The 21,669-nt window shown below is 72.0% G+C and carries 14 protein-coding genes and 1 pseudogene; 12 read left to right on the top strand and 3 right to left on the bottom strand.

Features of this window, described 5'->3' with window-relative positions; translation table 11 throughout:
• Positions 1 to 72 precede the first annotated feature (72 nt).
• The gene (locus ACFWYM_RS38690; RefSeq protein ID WP_384848196.1) at positions 73 to 1,773 is read right to left on the bottom strand and encodes a protein kinase; all 1,701 of its coding nucleotides are present in this window, start codon (positions 1,771 to 1,773) and stop codon (positions 73 to 75) included.
• Between the two features lie 226 nt (positions 1,774 to 1,999).
• Here ACFWYM_RS38690 and ACFWYM_RS38685 point away from each other — a divergent pair, with 226 nt between their 5' ends.
• From ACFWYM_RS38685 to ACFWYM_RS38655, 7 genes are all read left to right on the top strand, one after another.
• Positions 2,000 to 4,141, top strand: coding sequence for a phosphocholine-specific phospholipase C (locus tag ACFWYM_RS38685; RefSeq protein ID WP_384848193.1), 2,142 nt, complete (start codon positions 2,000 to 2,002; stop codon positions 4,139 to 4,141).
• 263 nt (positions 4,142 to 4,404) lie between these two features.
• Positions 4,405 to 6,648, top strand: coding sequence for an MMPL family transporter (locus tag ACFWYM_RS38680; protein ID WP_384848190.1), 2,244 nt, complete (start codon positions 4,405 to 4,407; stop codon positions 6,646 to 6,648).
• On the top strand, positions 6,626 to 7,195 hold the full coding sequence (locus ACFWYM_RS38675) for a GNAT family N-acetyltransferase (RefSeq protein ID WP_384848186.1): 570 nt from the start codon (positions 6,626 to 6,628) through the stop codon (positions 7,193 to 7,195). Before ACFWYM_RS38680 ends, ACFWYM_RS38675 begins: the two co-directional genes overlap by 23 nt.
• Positions 7,196 to 7,251: 56 nt before the next feature.
• On the top strand, positions 7,252 to 7,896 hold the full coding sequence (locus ACFWYM_RS38670; protein ID WP_384848183.1) for a hypothetical protein: 645 nt from the start codon (positions 7,252 to 7,254) through the stop codon (positions 7,894 to 7,896).
• Between the two features lie 174 nt (positions 7,897 to 8,070).
• Complete coding sequence (locus tag ACFWYM_RS38665; RefSeq protein ID WP_384848180.1) at positions 8,071 to 8,253, top strand: hypothetical protein; 183 nt, start codon at positions 8,071 to 8,073, stop codon at positions 8,251 to 8,253.
• A 245-nt stretch (positions 8,254 to 8,498) separates the two neighbouring features.
• Positions 8,499 to 11,567 (top strand): AAA family ATPase, encoded by a 3,069-nt coding sequence (locus ACFWYM_RS38660; protein WP_384848320.1) that lies wholly within the window; start codon positions 8,499 to 8,501, stop codon positions 11,565 to 11,567.
• 91 nt (positions 11,568 to 11,658) lie between these two features.
• Positions 11,659 to 11,853 (top strand): DUF6191 domain-containing protein, encoded by a 195-nt coding sequence (locus ACFWYM_RS38655; RefSeq protein ID WP_384848177.1) that lies wholly within the window; start codon positions 11,659 to 11,661, stop codon positions 11,851 to 11,853.
• Between the two features lie 49 nt (positions 11,854 to 11,902).
• On the opposite strand, the gene ACFWYM_RS38650 is transcribed toward ACFWYM_RS38655, so the two are convergent.
• Positions 11,903 to 13,087 (bottom strand): PQQ-dependent sugar dehydrogenase, encoded by a 1,185-nt coding sequence (locus ACFWYM_RS38650; protein ID WP_384848173.1) that lies wholly within the window; start codon positions 13,085 to 13,087, stop codon positions 11,903 to 11,905.
• Between the two features lie 121 nt (positions 13,088 to 13,208).
• On the bottom strand, positions 13,209 to 14,225 hold the full coding sequence (locus tag ACFWYM_RS38645; RefSeq protein ID WP_384848170.1) for an aldo/keto reductase: 1,017 nt from the start codon (positions 14,223 to 14,225) through the stop codon (positions 13,209 to 13,211).
• 95 nt (positions 14,226 to 14,320) lie between these two features.
• On the opposite strand from ACFWYM_RS38645, the gene ACFWYM_RS38640 reads away from it, so the two are divergent.
• The 5 genes and pseudogenes from ACFWYM_RS38640 to ACFWYM_RS38620 form a co-directional block, all read left to right on the top strand.
• Positions 14,321 to 15,271 carry a 2-hydroxyacid dehydrogenase gene (locus ACFWYM_RS38640; protein WP_384848167.1) on the top strand — a complete coding sequence of 317 codons (951 nt, stop codon included), beginning with the start codon at positions 14,321 to 14,323 and terminating at the stop codon, positions 15,269 to 15,271.
• 210 nt (positions 15,272 to 15,481) lie between these two features.
• Positions 15,482 to 18,715 carry a putative bifunctional diguanylate cyclase/phosphodiesterase gene (locus ACFWYM_RS38635; RefSeq protein ID WP_384848164.1) on the top strand — a complete coding sequence of 1,078 codons (3,234 nt, stop codon included), beginning with the start codon at positions 15,482 to 15,484 and terminating at the stop codon, positions 18,713 to 18,715.
• Between the two features lie 234 nt (positions 18,716 to 18,949).
• Entirely contained in the window at positions 18,950 to 20,806 is a 1,857-nt protein-coding gene (locus tag ACFWYM_RS38630) for an acetolactate synthase large subunit (protein WP_384848161.1), read from the top strand.
• Between the two features lie 27 nt (positions 20,807 to 20,833).
• The gene (gene ilvN / locus ACFWYM_RS38625; RefSeq protein ID WP_384848158.1) at positions 20,834 to 21,358 is read left to right on the top strand and encodes an acetolactate synthase small subunit; all 525 of its coding nucleotides are present in this window, start codon (positions 20,834 to 20,836) and stop codon (positions 21,356 to 21,358) included.
• Positions 21,359 to 21,478: 120 nt separating this feature from the next.
• Positions 21,479 to 21,669, top strand: a pseudogene (locus ACFWYM_RS38620) (ketol-acid reductoisomerase); the annotation flags it as partial.

Genomic DNA, 21,669 nt, shown 5'->3' with positions numbered 1-21,669 from the left:
TTGCGTCCCGGTGCTTAGCTGTTCGGGGTGGGGGGGCGGCCCACCTTTGCGGCCCCCCGCCCCTCCGCGTTCTCACTTCTTGAGCGTGGGCTTGCCGAGGGCGACGACGCCCATGTCGCAATTGCCGTTCAGGTCGGCGAAGTTGATGGTCAGGCGCAGCCCGTTCTTGACCTTCAGGGACAGCTTCTGGGGCTTGCCCAGGTCGAGCTTGCCGCCGAAGAGGGACTTGCCGTCGATCTTGATGTCGAGCCGCGCGGAGTAGTCCTTGGAGGAGTCCTCGATGCCCGCGACGACGTCGAAGGTCGACCAGGACCGGTCGAGGTTGTACTCCGCGTAGCCGTTGCACGAGTCCACCTCGCTGACCAGCGCGTTGTCGTAGTCGATGCTGTCGATCGAGGCGCTCTGGGTCTTCAGGGTCTCGTCGCCGTCGACCGGCGAGTGCTCCGTGAGCGACTCCTCGTCCGCGGCCGCGACCTCCCCGGGATTGCTCGCGCCGTCACTCGGTCCGGCCGACGTCTCGGCTCCGTCGTCCCCCGAACCCCCGCCCTGCCCGGACGGCTTGGTCACGGTCACCGTCGGCCCCGGCTTCGCGTCGCCGCCCGCCTTGTCGTCGTCCTTGGCCAGGGCCAGTACGCCGATGCCGCCCAGCGCGGCCGCGAGGGCCACCGCGAGCACGGGGACCAGGACGGAGCGGGACTTCTTCGCCGGGGCCGGGGCCGACGGGGGTGTCGCCGCCGGGAACGCGGTGCCCGGCGGCGGTGACGGCGGCAGCGCCTGCGTCACCAGCGCCTGCGTCACCTCGGTGGGCGGGCGCTGCGTGACCGATGCCGCCGTGGGCTGCGGCGGCACCGCGTCGAGGACCGTGCCCGGAGCGGGCCCCGTCGTCGACACCACCGCGTCCCGCACATCCTTCACCCACGCCCGCAGACTCTCCGGCCGCCCCGCCGGATCCGTCGCGCAGAGGGCGAGGACGCGCTCCCTGCGGTCCGGGGGGAGCGCCGCGACCTGGGGCAACCGGTCGTACGCGGCCCGGAGTTGCTCCGGGGTGCCGGGCGGTGACTGGCCGCTCAGGAGGAAGTACGCGAGGGCCCCGAACGCGTAGCGGTCGGTGTTCGGGGTGCGCTTGCCCTCGAAGACCTCCGGTGCCGCGTACCCCGGGGTGAACCACACCTCCGCCGTCTGGTGGTCCGCCGTCAGCTTGCTCAGGCCGAAGTCGACGAGCGTCGCCTGGCCGTGGGCGTCCACCATCACGTTGCCGGGGGAGAGGTCGCCGTGGACGACCGGGCGGCCCGAGGGTGTCGCGCCGCCGGAGTGCAGCCAGTCCAGGACGTCGGCGAGCTGTTCCAGGGCGCGGCTCACCTCGCGCCGCTCCTGGTGCGTGGCGAGGGTCCGCTCGGCGCGCCAGTCGCGCAGGTCGAGGCCGTCGACGTGGTTCATGACGAGGACGAGCGCACGCCCGGCGGCCGTCGACGCCTGCCCGGCCCCGTGGAGGGGCGGCCCCTCGAAGTGCTCGCGCACGCCGACGACGCCCGGCCGTCCCACGAAGCGCAGGAGCTCCGCCTGTTCGTTCCACTTGGTGCTGAGCCGCTCGAACTGGTCGGGCGTGAGGGTCGTGCCGGAGTCGAGCACCTTGGCGACGACGGTCTCCGGCGCCCCGTCCAGCTGGATCTCCGCCCGGTAGAGCACGGCCTCGCCGCCCCGGCCGATGGAGTTGAGCAGGCGATAGCGGTCGGGAGCGGAGTCCGGCCCGATGAAGTGGCCGATGCTGTTCAAGTTCCCCCCAGAGATATGAAGTTGACGGTGCGACACTTTGCCGCCCGGTGGACGGGCGGGTCAACGGACCGCCTCCGTACACGTCCTGGCTCAAAGCCTCGTGCTGACGCCAATTCACCTTCAAGTCGTCCCGGGGTCTTCCCCTCGCCACATGAAGTGAATAGCGTCCCGGCCGTACCTCAATGGATCAGCAACAAACCTTTGAACACGACTGGGAGGTCGGGACGTGACCGCAGAGCAGCGTGGAGCCGAATCCGAGCGCACAGCCACCGAGCTGTCGCGCAGGCGGCTCATGGCCATCGGCGGCGGCGCGCTCGGCGCCGCCGCCGTCGGGTCCTTCCTGCCGCCCTCGCTGCAGCGGGCCCTCGCGCAGGAACCCCCGAAGGGCGGCCTCGGCTCGGTCGAGCACGTGGTGATCCTCATGCAGGAGAACCGCTCCTTCGACCACTACTTCGGCACCCTGCGCGGCGTCCGCGGCTTCGGCGACCGGGCCGCGATCCAACTCCCCGGCGGCAGACCCGTGTTCGAGCAGCCCGGCGTGCTCCGCACCATCCTGCCCTTCCCGGTGCGCGCGGCCGCCGCGGCGCAGAAGAAGGACCTCCAGTACATCGGCGCCCTCGACCACTCCTGGAGCGGCGGCGCCACGGCGTGGCACGACGGCTGGATGGACGGCTGGATCACCGCCAAGACCGCCGCCACCATGGCGTACTACACGCGCGAGGACATCCCGCTGCACTACGAACTCGCCGACACCTTCACGGTCTGCGACGCCTACCACTCCTCCATCCACACCTCCACCAGCCCCAACCGCAACCACCTGTGGAGCGGGAAGACGGGATACGAGGCGAACGGCAAGCGGGCCGTCGGCAACGACGCGTACGACGAGGGCAAGCACCCCGGCTACGGCTGGGGCACCTACGCGGAGCGCCTGGAGAAGGCGGGCGTGAGCTGGCAGACGTACACGGAGTGGGAGAACTTCACCGACAACCAGATCGAGTTCTTCACCACCTTCAAGGCCATCGCGAAGAAGGCGCTCGCGGGCGCCGGGCTCGGCGACCTCACGTACATGGAGGCGTTCTACGCCAAGGTGCGCGACGCCAAGGACGAGGCCGAGCGGACCACGCTGCTCGCCGCCCTGGACAAGGGAGTCGCTGCCCTGACGAAGGGCGAGCGGTCGCTCTTCGAGCGGGGCCTGAGGCGCGTGCCGACCGGGAAGCTCGCCGAGGAGTTCGGCAAGGACGTCGCCGCCGGGAAGCTCGCGAAGGTCAGCTATCTGGTGCCGTCCGCGCAGGACTCCGAGCACCCCAGCGTCTCCTCGCCCATCCACAGCGCGACCATCGTCTACAAGGTCCTCGACGCCCTCGCCTCGCACCCCGAGGTGTGGCGCCGCACCGTCGTCCTCATCAACTACGACGAGAACGACGGCTTCTTCGACCACGTGCCGCCGCCCGTGCCGGGCACCGACTCCGCCGTGGACCAGGAGGAGCGCTGGGAGGGGCTGCCCACCGGGCTCGGGGCGCGGGTGCCGATGCTCGTCGTCTCCCCGTGGAGCGTCGGCGGCTACGTCTGCTCGGAGGTCTTCGACCACACCTCCGTGGTGCGCTTCCTGGAGAAGTGGACGGGGGTGAAGGAGCCCAACATCAGCGCCTGGCGGCGGACGGTCACCGGCGACCTCACCGGCGCCTTCGACTTCGGCCGGGCCCGCAGACAGCCCGCCGTCGAACAGCCCGGCGCCATCCCGGAGTTCAGCGGCCGCTGGGCCCCGCAGCCGCCCGCGCAGCAGTCCATGCCGCGACAGGAGCCGGGCACCCGCCCCGCCCGCCCGCTGCCCTATCAGCCGGACGCCGACGTACGGGCGGGCGCCGACGGCGGGCTCGTGGTGCGGCTGCGCAACGGCGGCCGCTCCAGCGCGCACTTCGCGCTCTACCCGTACGCGGGTGAGTTCGCCCGCCCGCAGCACCAGGACGTCGCCCGCAAGGGCACCTGGACCGTGCCGGTGCCGGGGGACACGTACGCCTTCACGGTCACCGGGCCGAACGGCTTCCGGCGCGAGTTCGCGGGCTCGCGGCGGACCACCGCCGAGGTGACGTCGGCGATCAGCCGCCGCGAGATCCACGTCACAGTGGCCAACCGGGGCGGCAAGGAGATCGTCTTCACCGTCAAGCCCCTTGGATATGTGGATGAAGGGGACATAAGGGCGCGGACGCGCGTCGTGCGGGTCCGGGCCGGCAGCAGCCGCACCCTGGCCTGGCCGACCGCCGCCGAGCACGGCTGGTACGACGTCGAGGTCACCGCACACGGCGACACCGGCTTCCGGCGGCGCCTGATGGGACACATCGAGAACGGGCGCGCGAGCGTCTCCGGCTGAGGCCGAAGGGCCCGTCGTCGCGCCGAAAGGCCCGTCATCGCAAGGCCAAAGGCATGCGCGGGCGGGGGCTCGCACCCACAGAGATGTGAGCCCCCGCACGTACTTGTGAGTAAGCCCACGAAAGGGACAAAGGATCTCTACCGGGTGCAAGAGTGTCAGCGCATCGCTCAAGTGTCCTCAAGTGTCTTTGCGGGTCGTTCGGTTCGTTCTCGGCTGTTCCCGATAAAGATCCACCATCTCCATGAACCACCCGGGAGCAGACCGTGGCCGCACTCGCACGGTGGTGCGTCAGGCACCGCCTCGTAGTCGTCCTGCTCTGGCTCCTCGCCCTCGGCGGCACCGCCGCCGGTGCCTCGCTCGCCGGGGCCGCGTACTCGAACGACTACGAGGTCCCCGGCACCGAGTCGGGCCGCGCCGCACAGCTCCTGAACGAGGGCTTCGACGGCCTCGGCGGCGACAGCGGCAGCATCGTCTGGCACACCGAACGCGGCACCGTGCGCGCCGCCGACGTCGAGCAGACCATGACCCGCGCCCTCGACAAGATCGCGGACCTGCCCGCCGTGGCCTCCGTGACCAGCCCCTACGGGGACGAGGGCGCCGGACAGATCAGCCAGGACGGCCGCACCGCCTACGCCGCCGTCACCTTCCACGAGCAGGCCACCGACATCGACAAGGCCGACGCGCAGGCCGTCGTCGACCTCGCCCAGGGGGCCGCCGGCAACGGCCTGGAGGTGCAGGCGGGCGGCAGCGCCGTCGGGCTCACCGAGTCCAAGCACGCCCAGACCGCCGAGATCGTCGGCGTGGCCGTCGCCGCCGTCGTCCTCTTCCTCGCCTTCGGCTCGCTCGCCGCCTCGCTGCTGCCCATCGCCACCGCGCTGGTGTCGGTCGGCACCGCGTACGCGGGGATCGTGCTGCTCGGGCACGTCATGACCGTCGCGGACTTCGCGCCGATGCTCGGCACCCTCATCGGGCTCGGCGTCGGCATCGACTACGCGCTGTTCATCGTGACCCGGCACAGAAAGGGCCTCAAACGCGGGCTCCCGGTCGCCGAAGCCGCCGAGCGGGCCGTGGCCACCACGGGACGGGCCGTCGTCTTCGCGGGCGCCACCGTCTGCATCGCCCTCCTCGGCATGCTGATCCTGCGCCTCAGCTTCCTCAACGGCGTCGCGATCGCCGCCTCCCTGACCGTCGTGCTCACCGTCGCCGCCTCCGTGACGCTGCTGCCCGCCCTGCTCGCGTACATCGGGCCGCGCGCCCTCAGCCGCAGAGAGCGGCGCCGCCTCGCCGAACAGGGCCCGCAGCCGGAGCTCCCCACCGGCCTCGCCGCCCGCTGGTCCGCCTTCGTGGAGCGCCACCCCAAGCTGCTCGGCGCCGTCGCCGTCGCCGTGATGGCCCTGCTCGCGCTGCCCACGCTCTCGCTCCACCTCGGCACCTCCGACCAGGGCAACAACCCCAAGTCGTCGACCACACGGCAGGCGTACGACCTGCTCGCCGACGGCTTCGGACCGGGCGTGAACGGACCGCTCACCCTCGTCACCGAGGTGCACGACCCGTCCGACCGGCTCGCCCTCGACACCCTCGGCCAGACCCTGAAGCAGACCGAGGGCATCGCCTCCGTCAGCCCGGTCACCTACGACGCGAACGGCGACGCCGCCTTCCTCACCGTCGTCCCCACCTCCGCCCCGCAGTCCCAGCAGACCAGCGAGCTCGTCAGCCACCTGCGCGACGACGTGCTGCCGCGGGCCGAGTCCGGCACCTCGCTCGACCTGCACGTCGGCGGCGTGACCGCCGGCTACGACGACTTCGCGGAGATCATCGTCGGCAAGCTGCCGCTCTTCGTGGGCGTCGTGATCGGCCTCGGCTGTCTGCTGCTCCTGCTGGCCTTCCGCTCGGTCGGCATACCGCTCAAGGCCGCCGCGATGAACGTGGCCGCGGTCGCCGCCGCCTTCGGGATCGTCGTCGCCGTCTTCCAGTGGGGCTGGGGGAGCGAGCTGCTCGGCCTCGGCCGGGCGGGCCCCATCGAACCCTTCCTGCCCGTGATCATGGTCTCGGTCCTCTTCGGGCTCTCCATGGACTACCAGGTGTTCCTGGTCAGCAGGATGTACGAGGAGTGGCTGGAGACCGGCGACAACCGCGTCGCCGTCCGGGTCGGCCTCGCCGAGACCAGCCGCGTGATCAACTCCGCGGCCGTGATCATGATTTCGGTCTTCCTGGCCTTCGTGCTCAGCGGCGACCGCGTGATCGCGATGTTCGGCATCGGCCTCGCGGCGGCGGTCGCCCTCGACGCCTTCGTGCTCCGCACCCTGCTCGTCCCGGCGCTCATGCACCTCCTCGGCGGCGCCAACTGGTGGCTGCCGCGACGCCTCGACCGCTGGCTGCCGCGGCTGAGCATCGAGCCGCCGGAGTGCCGCCAGGCCCACCAGGCCCATGCGAAGATCCCTGCGCAGACGATCGACGGAATCGACCGCGTGGAGGACTTGGAGCATGTTCGCGATATCTCTCGGTGACGGCGCGGAGCTGCGGCCCTTCGAGCCCTGGCAGGCGGCGGACCTCCTCGCCCTGTGCGACCGCTCGCGGGAGTACGCGGGCGCCTGGGTCCCGCTGACCGTGCTCGCCGAGGACCTGGAGTCGGCGCGCAGGATCCTCCAGACCTACGCCGACAAGCAGGCCGCCGACACCGGGCGCCTGTACGGCATCCGGCAGGACGGGGCGCTCGTCGGCGGCGTGCTCTTCCGGATCTTCGACGTGCCGAACGAGACCTGCGAGGTCGGCATCTGGCTGGAGCCCTCGGCGGCCGGGCGCGGACTGGCCCGGCGGGCGTCGCGCGCCGTCATCGACTGGGCCGTGTACGAGCGCGGGATGCACCGCGTGGAGTGGCTGGTCTCCTCCCGCAACACGCCCAGCATCCGCGTCGCCAAGAACCTCGGCATGACCAAGGACGGCGTCCTGCGCGAGAGCTTCCCGTGGCAGGGAATCCGCCATGACATGGAGGTCTGGTCGGTGCTCGCGCCGGAGTGGAAGGCGGCCCGGGAGGCCGAGCAGGACGCCCGTTAAGGGAACTCTCAGAAACGGTAAGGGACTTCTCAGACTCCGTCCGTACGGTGCGGAGCATGGGAACCAAGACAGTTGACGAGGCCGCCAAGACCGCCAAGGACGCCGAGGCCACGGAGGCCGAGGCCAAGGACGAGACGGCCAAGGACGAAGCGGGCAAGGACGAGGCGGCCAAGGACGAGGCGGCCGAGCCTGCGGACGCCGCGGTCGAGGTGTCCAAGGGCGACGCCGCCGGCACCGCGGCCGACCTGGAAGAGGACGAGGACGACACCGAGGACGAGCTCGTCGAGTCCGCGGCCCCCGCCAAGACGCCCGGCGTCGGCCAGGGCGCCGCGGCCGTCGTCGCCGCCGCGCTCGGCGTCATCGGCCTCTCCGGAGGCTGGATCGGCACCGTCGCCTCCGCGCGCGAGAACCTGATGGGCCAGCTCAAGACCGCCCAGTCGGCGAGCGTCGGCAAGCAGGTGGAGGCGCTGTACGGCGACGCCTGGCACGCCACCGCCCTGTACGCCGGGGCCTTCGCGCTCGCCGCCCTCGTCGTCGGCGTCGTCGTCCTGGCCCGGCCCGCGTTCGGCGTCCCCGGCCGCCCGCAGGCCCCCTGGATCAAGTCGGTGGCCTGGGCGGGCGTGGCCCTGGGCGTGCTCGGGCTGCTGCTCGCCATCGCCAAGTACACGGACCTGCTGCTCGGGCTCCCGTCGACCAGCTAAGGGGGGTCCCCAGGACCCTCTAAGGCGGTCCCCGCCCGCGTACGCGGGATCTAAGGCACCCCACCCCCGCAACATGAGGCACTCGCCCGATGTGGCGCACCCCCCTGGGACGGGAAAGTTGAGGCATCGCGGAGAACGGAACCGCGATACCGGGACCGACCCAAGGGGAACAAGATGTTCGAGTACGAACTGCACCAGCTGCGCACCGCCGAGCAGGCCCTCAAGGCCGACCACCAGCGGCTGGTCCGCGAGGCCCGGGACGGGCGCAGGACCGCCCGCCGCTCGGCCCGCCACGAGGCGGAGGGGCGGGTGAGCGCACCGCTGCTCCGCCGGGCCCGGTTCACACGGGCCGCCTGATGGAGACGGGGACGCCGGGCAGCCCATTGACCCGAGCGACACCGGTGTCACCAGCGTCACCAGCACCGAGACCGGGACGGCCCACCGCCGTCCCGGTCTCGTCCGTTGCGGTCCCGTCCGTCCCGATCCTGTCCGTCGTGGTCCCGTCCGTCCCGGTCCCGCCCCTTGTGGTCCCGTCCGTTCCCGTCCTGGCCCCGGTCTCGTCTTCTGGGACAGGCCGTACCGCGATGTCAGCGGCCTGTGCGATGCTCCCGGGTGTGGAGACCAGGTCCGTCAGCCCGGTGTTCGTCGGCCGAGCCGACGAACTGGGCGTACTGAACGATGCGTTCGCCCGCGCCGAGGGTTCCCCCGCGGCCCCGGGCGAACCCCAGGCGCTGCTGCTCGGCGGCGAGGCCGGGGTCGGAAAGACCCGCCTCGTCGAGGAGTTCACCGCCGCCGCCCGCGCGCGCGGCGCCGTCGTCGCCGTCGGCGGCTGCGTCGAGCTGGGCGCCGACGGACTGCCCTTCGCCCCCTTCGTCACCGCCCTGCGCGCCCTGCACCGCCGGCTCCCGGACGAGCTCGCCGCGGCCGCCGAGGGCCAGGAGGACGAGCTGGCCCGGCTCCTGCCCGAGCTCGGCGACGCCCCGCACGTGACGGCGGGACGCGGCGGCGAGGACGCCACGGCCCGCCTCTTCGAGCTCACCGCCCGCCTCCTGGAGCGCCTCGCCGCCGACCGCACCCTCGTCGTCGTCCTGGAGGACCTGCACTGGGCCGACACCTCCACGCGCCACCTGCTCGCCTACCTCTTCCGCACCCTGCGCGGCGGCCGCCTCGTCCTGCTCGCCACCTACCGCGCCGACGACGTCCACCGCCGCCACCCGCTGCGCCCCCTGCTCGCCGAGCTGGACCGGCTGCGCACCGTCCGCCGCATCGAGCTCGCCCGCTTCACCCGCGACGAGGTGGCCCGCCAGATGGCCGGGATCCTCGACGCGGAGCCCGCCCCCAAGCTGGTGGACGACGTCTTCCACCGCTCGGACGGCAACGCCTTCTTCGTCGAGGAGCTCGCCGTCGCCACGGGCAGCGAGGGCAACTGCGCCTCGCTCACCGACTCGCTGCGCGACCTCCTCCTGGTCCGCGTCGAGGCGCTGTCCGAGGACACCCAGCGAGTTGCGCGGTTCGTCGCCGAGGGCGGCTCGACCGTGGAGTACGCGCTGCTCGCCGCCGTCGCGGGGCTCTCCGAGGACGACCTCATCGAGGCGCTGCGGGCCGCCGTCGGCGCCAACATCCTGCTCGCGTCGGAGGACGGCGACGGCTACCGCTTCCGCCACTCCCTGGTGCGCGAGGCCGTCAGCGACGACCTGCTGCCCGGCGAGCGCTCCCGCATCAACCGCCGCTTCGCCGGCGTCCTGGAGGCCGACCCGGCCCTGGTCGCCGCCGACCAGCGCGCCGCCCGCCTGGCCACGTACTGGTACCACGCGCACGACGCGGCCAAGGCCCTGCCCGCCGTGCTCGGCGCCTCCGTCGAGGCCCGCCGCCGCCACGCGTACGCGGAGCAACTGCGGCTCCTGGAGCGGGCGATGGAGCTGTGGGACGACGCCCCCGAGGAGACCCGCGCCGCGCTGCGCCCCGTCGACTACGCCGAGGCGTACCCCTCCTGCGGCTGCGACCCCGCCACGCCCCTCGAGTACCTGGACCTGATGGCCGAGGCCGCGGTCGCCGGCCGGCACGGCGGCGAGAAGGAACGCTCGCTGAAGATCACCAAGCGCGCCCTGCGGTACCTGGAGGACGGCCGCGACCCTCTGCGCGCCGCCTGGTTCTGGATCCAGCGCGCCCGCCTCGTCTCCTCGCTCGCCCGGGGCGACGGCTGGGAGGAGACCGCCACCGCCCAGGAGCTGGTGCGGGGCCTGCCGCCGTCCGAGGTGCACGCCGACGTCCTCGCCCACGTCGCGTCCTGGGGCATGCTGCACAACCCCGGCCCCGAGGCCCTCGCCGCCGCCGAGCGGGCCGTCGACTACGCCCGCATGGTCAAGGCGGAGAACGTGGAACAGAACGCCCGCATCACCCTCGGCGGCCTCCTCGTCGACGCGGGCTCCGTCGACGAGGGCATCGCCGAGCTGTACGGGGCGCGCGAGCGCTCCCTCGCACTCGGCCTGGTCGCGCAGGTCAGCCACATCCACGTCAACCTCCCGTCCGCCCTGGAGAGCGCGGGCCGCCACGCGGAGTCGGTGCGGGCGTGCGACGAGGGGTACGCGCGCTGCCGCGAGCACGGCCTCCTGGACACCGCGGGCTGGGTCCTGGCCAACAAGACGGAGTCGCTGTTCTCCCTCGGCCGCTGGACCGAGACCGTCGAGGCGGCGAGCACCGTGCGCCGCACCGCGCTCAGCGCCAAGCCCCGCGGCTCCGCGGCCGTCAAGCTCGCCTACGTCGCGCTCGGCCGTGGCGAGTTGGACGAGGCCGAGGCCCAACTGGACGCCGCCCGCGGCCAGTACGGCATCCACGACCCCATGCCGCAGTACTACCTGCCCCTGGCCACGATCGCCCTGGGCATCGCCGCGGGCCGCGGCCGCCCCCTGGAGGCCCGCGCCCTCCTCGAGGAGACCCTGACCAGCGACCTCCCCGCGACCCAGCAGCGCTATGCCTGGCCGCTCCTGCTCACCGCGGCGACGACCGAGGCCGATGCGCGCGGACTGCCCGCCGCCGAGGAGGGCCGCGCCGCCGCCGTCGCGCGCATCCGCACGGCCGCCAAGTCCCTGACCACACCGAATCCGCTCTGGATCGCGTACGCCGAGTGGGTCCGCGCCGAGCTGCGGCGCGCGGACGGGTTCGACGAACCGGAGCTCTGGGCCGACGTGGTCACCGCGTTCGAGACCCTGGAGCGCCCCTACGACCTGGCCCAGGTGCGCCACCGCCAGGCCCACGCCCTGCTCGCCGCCCCCGGCTCACCCTCCGCCGACGACCGCGACCGGGCCACCGAGCTGCTCCGCCTGGCCGGGGCGGTCGCCGAGGAGCTGGCCGCCCGCCCCCTCGCCGAGTCCGTCACCGCGCTCGCCCAGCGCGCCCGGCTCAGCCTGACCCGCGCCGCCGAGTCCCCGGCACAGCCCGCCGACCCGGCCGAGGCACTCGGCCTGACCAGCCGCGAGCGGGACGTGCTGCGCCTGGTCGCGGCGGGCCGCAGCAACCGCCAGATAGCCGAGGAGCTCTTCATCTCCCCGAAGACGGCGAGCGTGCACGTGTCGAACATCCTCGCCAAGCTCGGCGTCACGGGCCGCGGCGAGGCAGCGGCCCTGGCCCACCGCCTCCACCTGTTCCCTTCTCCTTCCCCGGACCCGTCCTGACCTGCGGCTCAGCTGTCCCCTTCGACCTCGCGTCGGGCCTTTGTCCGGTCTCACTTACGCTGGAGAGACCCACTCGGCCCGAGGAGGCGCCGTGTTCAACGCGTTCGAGGAGCTCTTCGCGCCCGGCCGTAAGCACACCGAGGACGAGCAGAACCGCCTGGAGCTGACCCGCGAGGACGCGGGCGACAACGACCCGGGCCGGGGCCCGATCGACCTGTCCTCGGGGAAGGTCATAGTCAGGCCACCGGCGAAGGACGGGGACCCTTCCAGCCCGTCCGGCGATTGAGGACGAGGCCGTCCGGGCCCACCACCGGCCCGCCCCCTCTCACCTCACTTCACTTCACCTTCAGCTCCAAGATCCGGTCGTCCCCCTTCTCGGGCGTCCCCCGGGAGTCCGTCTCGCTCGTCACCAGCCACAGCTTGTCCCCGCCCGCCGCGACCACGGTCCGCAGCCGCCCGTACTTCCCCTTCAGGAAATCCTGCGGCTCGGCCCTGCCCGGCTCGACGCCCCGCACGGGGATCCGCCAGAGCCGCTCGCCCCGCAGCCCCGCCATCCACACGGAACCCTCGGCGTAGGCGACCCCGCTCGGCGACGCGTCCGACGTCTTCCACTGTGCGACCGGCGCGTGGAAACCCTCTCCTTCGTCACCCTCGCCCTTGCCCTCGACCTCGGGCCAGCCGTAGTTGTCGCCCGCCTTGATCTGGTTGAGCTCGTCCCAGGTGTCCTGCCCGAACTCCGAGGCCCACAGCCGCTTCTGCTCGTCCCAGGCGAGACCCTGAACGTTGCGGTGCCCGTAGGAGTAGACGGGGGAGTCGTCGCCGAAGGGGTTGCCGGGGGCGGGTTCGCCGTCCGGGGTGAGCCGCAGGATCTTGCCGCCGAGCGACTTCTTGTCCTGGGCGAGGCCCCGGTCGCCGGTCTCCCCGGCCCCCGCGTACAGCATCTTGTCGGGCCCGAACGCGATCCGGCCGCCGTTGTGGATCATGCCCTTGGGGATGCCCTTGAAGATGGTGTCCGGCGCACCGAGCTGCTGCCCCTCGGGCTTCTTCTCGTCGAAGATCATGCGGGCGATGCGGTTGTCCGACTCGGTGGTGAAGTAGGCGTACACCATGTGGTCGGAGGCGTACGACGGGGACAGCGCGATCCCGAGGAGACCCCCTTCGCCACCCGGCGCCACCCCGGGCACGGAACCCACCGGGGTCGTCGCGCCGCTCTCCCCGTCGATCCGGGTGATCGTGCCCTCGTCCCGCGACGACACCAGCAGGTCGCCCCCGGGTAGCGGCGCGAGCCCCCACGGTGACTTCAGCCCCTTGGCGAGAGTCTTCGTGACCTCGACGGACCCCTTCCCGGCGGGCGCCTTCCCACTCGGCTTCCCCGACGGCGTACGCGAGGCGGAGGGCCCGGACGCGGTGCCCTTGCGCGGGCTGTCGCCGTCCCCGTCGCCGGACGAGCAGCCCGCCGTGAGCAGCAGGGTGGCGGCGGCCAACACGGCGGTTGCGGCGGACAGTTGAGAACGCGACACGATCAGGTTCCCTTCGCTGGGCAGGGCACCGGGCGCTGCGCGCGGCGCTCACCTGTTCATACACCGGGACCGGCCCGGAAGGTTCCCGTTCCCGTTCTCGTTCCCGGCGCGCGCGTACGGGTCAGTCCCACGACCCCAGCGCGCCCGGCAGCCCCGCCAGCTCCGCCAAGTCCCCCTCGGAGAGCACCACTTCGGCCGCCCCCGCGTTCTCCGCGGCCCACCGCTCCCGCTTGGCGCCGGGAATGGGCACCACCTGACGCCCTTGCGCCAGTACCCACGCAAGGGCGACCTGCGCGGGAGTGGCCCCGTGCCGCTCGGCCACCCGCCGCAGCCCCACCACCAGGGGCTGGTTCGCCGCCATCATCTCGGCGGTGAAGCGGGGGTGGCGCGCCCGCACGTCGTCTGGCTCGAAGCCCTCACCGGGCGTCAGCGTCCCGGTGAGGAAGCCGTTGCCCAGCGGCATCGCCGCGAGGAAGCCCACACCCCGCGCCGCACACCACGGCAGCAGTGCGTCCAGCGCCTCCGGCGACCACACGGACAGCTCGGCCTCCACCGCGCTGACGGGAAAGACCTGTTGGACCCGCTCCAGCTGCCGGATCGTCGCGTCGTGCAGGCCACGGCCGCCACTCGCCGTCCCCGGCCGCCGGGCCGCCCGCGCCCCCACCGCGCACAGGCCGAGCGCCCGCACCTTCCCCGCCGCGACCAGCTCCGCCATCGCGCCCCAGGTCTCCTCCACCGGCACCTCGGGGTCGGCCCGGTGCAGCTGGTAGAGGTCGATGGTGTCGGTCTGCAGCCGGCGCAGCGAGGCGTCGCAGGCCCGCTTCACATAGCCGGGACGGCCGTTGGCGACGATGTGCTGCTCGCCCACAAGAAGGCCGCATTTGGTCGACACGAACGCCTCGGAACGGCGCTCCTTCACCACCCGCCCCACGAGCAGCTCATTGGTGAACGGCCCGTACATGTCCGCCGTGTCGAGCAGGGCCGGGGCCCGGTCCGAGGCGTCGAGCGCCGCGTGCAGCGTCCGCAGCGAGGCGTCGCCACGCTGCTGCGAGCCGGTGTACGCCCAGCTCATCGGCATGCAGCCGAGCCCGACCGCGCCCACCTGAAGCGCGCCCGCGCCGATCGTCCTGCGCTCCACCTGCCGTGCCCTCCCACTCTCGCCGCGGAGTCACCCAAACTAACCTCTGCCCCTGAGGAGGCCACGCGCGCCCTGTGCGGATTAGCCTCCAGGTCATGACCACTGACGTATGGATTCCGTTCGAGGAAGACGAGATCGAGGGCCTCCCGGACGCGGCCGCCGCGGGCTTCAACTACCGGTACTGGAACGGTGGCCCGGACTACCCGGCGGACCCCGCCGACTGCGCCTTCTACGTCGTGCCCTACCTCAAGCGCACGGAGGTCGTCGTACCGCCGCTGGCCGCGATGACGTCCCTGGAGGTCATCCAGACGCTCTCCGCGGGCATCGACCACATGACACCGGGCATCCCGTCACTCGGTCCGGGTGTGCAGCTGTGCAACGCCCGCGGTGTCCACGACGCCAGTACCGCCGAGCTCGCCCTCACCCTGATCCTCGCCTCGCTGCGCGGGATCCCCGACTTCGTGGAGGGACAGCGCACGGGGGAGTGGCGGAACGGGTTCCGCAGGGCGCTCGCCGACAGCTCGGTGCTGATCGTGGGGTACGGGGCAATCGGCAGTGCGATCGAGGACCGGCTCACCCCGTTCGAGTGCGCGCGGGTGGCGCGCGTCGCGCGCTCCGGCCGTGCCACGGAGCGCGGCCCCGTGCACCCCCTGGCCGAACTCCCCGCGCTGCTGCCCGAAGCCGACGTCGTCATCCTCACGACGCCGCTCACCGAAGCGACCCGTGGCCTGGTGAACGCCGACTTCCTGGCCCGGATGAAAACCGGCGCCCTGCTCGTCAACGTTGCCCGCGGTCCCGTCGTCGACACCAAGGCGCTCCTCGCCGAACTGGACACGGGACGCCTCTCCGCGGCCCTCGACGTCACCGATCCCGAACCCCTGCCCCAGGAGCACCCCCTGTGGCACGCTCCAGGGGTACTCATCAGCCCGCACGTGGGCGGACCGACCACTGCTTTCTGGCCACGCGCCAAGCGCATGCTCGCCGCCCAACTCACCCGCTACGCCGCCGGGGAGCCGCTCGTGGGCGTCGTACTGACAACCGAATAGCCGCCGCTCCCAGGGCAGTTCATGCACGCTCCGCACTCGCTCGCGTGCGCCCCGTGTGCGCATCACCGCTGGCAGTCACGGAGCGTAGAGGAACTATGTCCCTGAGTGACGAGACTGGTGTATCGTCCCGACAGGGGCTGCGCCGTGCACCGTTCGGCGCCGGGGATGTGAATTCAGACTGCGAGGGGGGCGACGGGCGATGCACGGCCTATGGGCGAACCATCCGACGCGGCGGGACCGCCGCAGGCTACTGTCGCGGGCCCTGGCGAGCTGCCGGACGAGCGGCGGTTACCGATCCAGTGGCCGACGGCCGCATGCGCCGAGTACGCCGAAGACACAGCGGCTCTCGGCGCGGGACCGGGCGCGGCACAGCGGCCGCAAGCGGGCGGCCCACCGGCGTGCGGCCCGGCCGGGTCAGACCGGCCCGGCGGACCGCGGCGCGGCGCGGACCAGGGCGGCCACGTGAGTGCCCGGCCCGCCTCCGTGTCCCCGGGGACCGTCGTCCTCGACGGCGGCGGCGTGCACACGCCACTGCCGCCCGGGACCCCGCTGACCCGCCGTCCCCCGCGCTCCGGCTCGGGGCTGGTCTCGCAGTTCGTGCTCCTGCTGATCTGCGGCGGGTACGCCACGGGCTCCGCGCTCGGCTGGGGATCCGGCCGAGTCGCCCTGATCATGGGCGACTTCGGCCTCAGCATCGCCGCCGCCACCGCCGCCGTCTCCTGCTATCGCTACTCCCGCACCCGCCGCAGCCGTTTTCGACCCGCATGGCTGCTCTTCGCGCTCTCCTCCGCGATGGCGGCCTGCGGCAACGGGGTGTGGGGGTGGTACGAGGTGGTGCTGCGCCGCCCCGTACCCAGCCCCGGCCTCGCCGACCTGTTCTTCCTGTGCTTCGCGCCGCCCGCGATCATCGGCCTTCTCGTGCTCGCCAAGCGGCCCGTGACCAGGGCGGGTTGGGTCTGCCTCGCCTTGGACGCGTGGCTGATCGGCGGCTCGCTGCTCACCCTCTCCTGGAGCCTCGCGCTCGCGCACACCGCGCAGTTCGAGGGCCCCAGCGTCGCGCACGCCGCGCTCTCCCTCGCGTATCCGCTCCTGGACATCGCGCTGGTCAGCATGGTCCTGGCGCTGCACTTCAGACGATCCTCCGCCAACCGCACGGCGGTGAACACCGCGATCGGCGCCCTCGCGCTGACCGTGATGTGCGACGCCCTGTTCACCTCGCCGCTGCTGCACGCCAGTTACCGCTCGGGCCAGCTCCTGGACGCGGGCTGGTTCGCCGGTTCACTGCTCCTGGCGTACGCACCCTGGGCCGCTCCCTGGGGGCATGCGCGCGAGGGCGAGAGCTTTGTGAGCGTGCCGGACGAGGAGACGGCCGGCGCCCGCGGCGAGGGCCGTGAGCGCTACGCGACGACGCGGCCCATCGCCGGGTCCCTCGCCGCCCTCACGCCCTATCTGGCCGCCGCCGTCTGCACGTTGGGGATTCTCTACAACGTCCTCAGCGGCCGCAGCGTCGACCAGGTCGTGCTCTTCACGGCGGGCACGGTGGTCCTCGCGCTCGTCGTGCGCCAGGGCATCATGCTGCTCGACAACATCACGCTCACCCAGGAACTGGCGCAGAAGGAGAACCACTTCCGCTCCCTGGTGCAGGGCTCCAGCGACGTCATCATGATCGCCGCGCCGAACGGCATCCTGCGCTACGTCAGCCCGGCCGCCGCCGGGGTCTACGGCCGCGAGGCCGAGGAGCTCGTCGGCTCCGAACTGGCCTCGCTGATGCACCCGGAGGACCTCGGCCGGGTCGTCCACGAGGTCCGCAGATTTCTCGCCGCGAGCCCCGTGGAAGAGCCCACCACCCGCATCGAGTGCCGCTTCAAGTCCGGCGACGGCGACTGGCTCAACGTGGAGTCCACCGTCAACCGCCACCAGGGCGGCCTCATCTTCAACAGCCGCGACGTGACCGAACGGGTGCGCCTGCAGGCCCAGTTGCAGCACAACGCGGAGCACGACCCGCTCACCGACCTGCCCAACCGCGCCCTGTTCACGCGCCGCGTCGGCCAGGCCCTCACCGGCCGCCGCACCACCGACCGGGGCACGGCCGTGCTCTTCATCGACCTGGACGGCTTCAAGGCCGTCAACGACACCATCGGCCACCAGGCGGGCGACGAACTGCTCATCCAGGCGGCGCGCAGACTTCAGGAGGCGGTGCGTGCGGGCGACACCGCATCCCGGCTCGGCGGCGATGAGTTCGCGGCACTCATCGTCGGCGACGGGACGAGGGACCAGGCCGCGAGAGAACGGCACATCTATGAACTCGCCGACCGGCTGAGAATCACCCTCTCCCAGCCCTACGCCATCGACGGCAACGACGTCCGCGTGGCGGCGTCCATCGGTGTCGCCTTCGCCGAACAGGGCATCGGCGCGGGGGAGTTGCTGCGCAACGCGGACCTCGCGATGTACCGCGCGAAGGCCGCGGGCAAGGGGCGGGTGGAGCTCTACGCCCCCCAGATGCAGGCCGACGTCGTCCGCAAGGCGGAGCTCGCCACGCGGCTGCGCTCGGCGCTGCACGACGGCGAGTTCGCGCTGCTCCACCAGCCCGTGGTCTCGCTCGACACCGGCGACATCACCTCCGTCGCCGCCCAGGCCCGCTGGCGCTCGGCCCAGGGCATCCTGTTCACGCCCGCCGAGTTCCTGCGCGTGTCCGACGCGGGCGACGGCCGTGAAGCCGGCCCGGACAGCGCCCGCACCGCCGAGCTGGGCCGCTGGATCCTGGAGGAGGCCGTCGAGCAGGCGGCCGCGCGCGCCCACACCGGGCACGTGGTGCCGGTCGCCGTCCGCATCAGCGCCCGCCGCCTCCTCGACCGCTCGCTGCCCCTCGGCTCCATCGAGGCGCTCCTGACCCGGCACGGGCTGCCCTCGGGCGCCCTCGTCATCGAGCTCGCCGACAGCGACCCCCGGGTCCCGCTCGACGAGCTGGAGCGCCGCCTCACGGCCCTGCGCCGGCTCGGCGTCCGGATCGCGCTCGACGGCTTCGGCAGCGGCTACGCGGCGATCACCGCCCTGCGGCGGCTGCCCGTGGACGTGCTGAAGCTGGACCGCAGCCTGATCGAGGGCGTCGTGGAGTCCGCGCGCCTGCACAAGATCACCTCCGGGCTGCTGCGGATCGCGAGCGACCTCGGCCTGCGCTCCGTGGCGGACGGCGTGGACCTGCCGGAACAGGTCATCGCGCTGCGCGCCATGGGCTGCACCGACGGCCAGGGCATGGCCTTCTCCGGTCCGCTCGACGAGTACCGGCTGCGCCGCGCCCTCACGGTCGGGCAGTACCCCGTGCCGCACGGACCGGTGGAGCCCGTCTTCGCGGGGGGACCTCCGGCCTCGTACGCGGGGGGCGGAGGGTCGGGACTCACGGCCTTTCCCCGCTCACATAATGAGACCCCTGTCCCACCTACTTGACACACGCAGCGTGCCGGGGGGAGGGTCAGTGCCATGCGCACCACTCGAATTCTCGTACTTGGAAAGCGCGTCGGCTGAAGTTGGGAATCAACCGGTTGAACACCGGAAACACCCACTGACCACCCCCGACGCGCTCCCCTCGCTTGCCTCCCGGCACGAGGGGTTTTTTGTTGCACAGGCACCCGCCATACTCCCGCATAACACCCCGAAAAAACCCTCAGCTTCGAGAAGAGAATGCCGATGACCGAGCAGGCCACCGGGGCCCACCATCCGCAGCCGCGGCCCCGATCCTCAGGACAGCAGTCCGTTCCCGTCGAGCACGTCACGGGCGCGAAGTCCCTCATTCGTTCTCTCGAAGAGGTCGGGGCCGACACGGTATTCGGCATTCCCGGCGGCGCGATTCTTCCGGCGTACGACCCGATGATGGATTCCACTCGGGTCCGGCACGTTCTGGTCCGTCATGAACAGGGCGCGGGGCACGCCGCGACCGGTTATGCGCAGGCGACCGGAAAGGTCGGGGTGTGCATGGCGACCAGCGGTCCCGGAGCCACGAACCTGGTCACGCCGATCGCGGACGCCCACATGGACTCCGTGCCGATGGTCGCGATCACCGGCCAGGTCGCCTCCAAGGCGATCGGCACGGACGCCTTCCAGGAAGCGGACATCGTCGGCATCACGATGCCGATCACGAAGCACAACTTCCTGGTGACCAAGGCCGAGGACATCCCGCGGACGATCGCGGAGGCGTTCCACATCGCCTCCACCGGCCGCCCCGGCCCGGTCCTGGTCGACATCGCCAAGGACGCCCTGCAGGCGCAGACCACCTTCTCCTGGCCGCCCACCCAGGACCTGCCCGGCTACCGCCCGGTGACCAAGCCGCACGCCAAGCAGATCCGCGAGGCCGCGAAGCTGATCACCGCCGCCAAGCGGCCCGTCCTGTACGTCGGCGGCGGCGTCCTGAAGGCGCACGCCACGGCCGAGCTGAAGGTCCTGGCCGAGCTCACCGGGGCGCCGGTCACCACCACGCTGATGGCGCTCGGCGCCTTCCCCGACAGCCACCCGCTGCACGTGGGGATGCCGGGCATGCACGGTGCGGTCACCGCCGTCACCGCGCTGCAGAAGGCCGACCTGATCGTCGCCCTCGGCGCCCGCTTCGACGACCGCGTCACCGGCAAGCTGGACAGCTTCGCCCCGTACGCCAAGATCGTCCACGCGGACATCGACCCGGCCGAGATCGGCAAGAACCGCGCGGCCGACGTGCCGATCGTCGGGGACGCCCGTGAGGTCATCGCCGACCTGGTCCAGGCCGTCCAGGCCGAGCACACCGAGGGCCACACGGGCGACTACAGCGCCTGGTGGAAGGACCTCAGCCGCTGGCGCGACACCTACCCGCTGGGCTACGACCACCCGGACGACGGCACGCTGTCCCCGCAGCAGGTCATCCAGCGCATCGGCGAGTTCGCCCCCGAGGACACGATCTTCGCGGCGGGCGTCGGCCAGCACCAGATGTGGGCCGCCCACTTCATCAACTACGAGCAGCCCGCGACCTGGCTCAACTCCGGCGGCGCCGGAACGATGGGGTACGCGGTCCCGGCCGCGATGGGCGCCAAGGCCGGCCGGCCCGACCGCACGGTGTGGGCGATCGACGGCGACGGCTGCTTCCAGATGACCAACCAGGAGCTGGTCACCTGCGCCCTGAACAACATCCCGATCAAGGTCGCCATCATCAACAACGGCGCCCTGGGCATGGTCCGCCAGTGGCAGACGCTCTTCTACAACCAGCGCTACTCCAACACCGTGCTGCACAGCGGCCCCGAGGCCGACGGAAAGCAGCCGAGCGCCGGCACCCGTGTCCCCGACTTCGTGAAGCTGTCGGAGGCCATGGGCTGTGTCGCCCTGCGCTGTGAGCGGCCCGAGGACCTGGACAAGGTCATCGAAGAGGCCAACTCGATCAACGACCGGCCCGTCGTGGTCGACTTCATCGTCCACGAGGACGCCCAGGTCTGGCCCATGGTCGCGGCGGGCACCTCGAACGACGAGGTCATGGCCGCCCGCGGGGTCCGCCCCGACTTCGGCGACAGCGACGACTGAGGCCGAGAGCGAAAGAGGAGTACGAAGATGACCAAGCACACGCTCTCCGTCCTGGTCGAGAACACGCCCGGCATCCTGGCCCGGATCGCCGCCCTGTTCTCCCGCCGCGGCTTCAACATCGACTCGCTCGCCGTCGGCGTCACCGAGCACCCCGACATCTCCCGCATCACCATCGTGGTGAACGTCGAGGGGCTCCCGCTGGAGCAGGTCACCAAGCAGCTCAACAAGCTCGTCAACGTCCTGAAGATCGTCGAGCTGGAGCCCGGTTCCGCCGTGGCCCGTGAGCTCGTCCTGGCGAAGGTCCGTGCGGACAACGAGACGCGCTCGCAGATCGTCGAGATCGTCCAGCTGTTCCGCGCCAAGACTGTGGACGTCTCACCGGAGGCCATCACCATCGAGGCCACCGGCTCCAGTGACAAGCTGGAGGCCATGCTCAAGATGCTGGAGCCCTTCGGCATCAAGGAGCTGGTCCAGTCCGGCACCATCGCCATCGGGCGCGGTTCCCGCTCCATCACCGACCGCAGCCTGCGGGCGCTCGACCGCACGGCCTGACCCCCGCGACCCGAGCTCCCAGGACCTCGCGCGACCTCTCGTATCGCGAGATCCGACAACTTCCTTATCCCAGCCCGCCGTACGGTGGGGCGCAACACCCGCACACATAGGAGACTCCCAGTGGCCGAGCTGTTCTACGACGACGACGCCGACCTGTCCATCATCCAGGGCCGCAAGGTCGCGGTCATCGGTTACGGCAGCCAGGGCCACGCTCATGCCCTCTCGCTGCGTGACTCGGGCGTCGACGTGCGCGTCGGTCTGCACGAGGGCTCCAAGTCCAAGGCGAAGGCCGAGGAGCAGGGCCTGCGTGT

Origin of the sequence: Streptomyces sp. NPDC059009 (genome assembly GCF_042740175.1) — a bacterium.
Classification (GTDB): Bacteria; Actinomycetota; Actinomycetes; order Streptomycetales; family Streptomycetaceae; genus Streptomyces.
Note: the sequence above shows the minus strand (reverse complement) of the source record. Positions and strands in the feature narration are given on the sequence as shown.

Bases quoted from the DNA above. Each gene is read 5' to 3' on its own strand.
- ACFWYM_RS38630 (WP_384848161.1), top strand. From the start codon at position 18,950: ATGCCGATGACCGAGCAGGCCACCGGGGCCCACCATCCGCAGCCGCGG.
- ilvN (WP_384848158.1), top strand. From the start codon at position 20,834: ATGACCAAGCACACGCTCTCCGTCCTGGTCGAGAACACGCCCGGCATC.
- ACFWYM_RS38675 (WP_384848186.1), top strand. From the start codon at position 6,626: ATGTTCGCGATATCTCTCGGTGACGGCGCGGAGCTGCGGCCCTTCGAG.
- ACFWYM_RS38660 (WP_384848320.1), top strand. From the start codon at position 8,499: ATGCTCCCGGGTGTGGAGACCAGGTCCGTCAGCCCGGTGTTCGTCGGC.
- ACFWYM_RS38635 (WP_384848164.1), top strand. From the start codon at position 15,482: ATGGGCGAACCATCCGACGCGGCGGGACCGCCGCAGGCTACTGTCGCG.
- ACFWYM_RS38670 (WP_384848183.1), top strand. From the start codon at position 7,252: ATGGGAACCAAGACAGTTGACGAGGCCGCCAAGACCGCCAAGGACGCC.
- ACFWYM_RS38665 (WP_384848180.1), top strand. From the start codon at position 8,071: ATGTTCGAGTACGAACTGCACCAGCTGCGCACCGCCGAGCAGGCCCTC.
- ACFWYM_RS38640 (WP_384848167.1), top strand. From the start codon at position 14,321: ATGACCACTGACGTATGGATTCCGTTCGAGGAAGACGAGATCGAGGGC.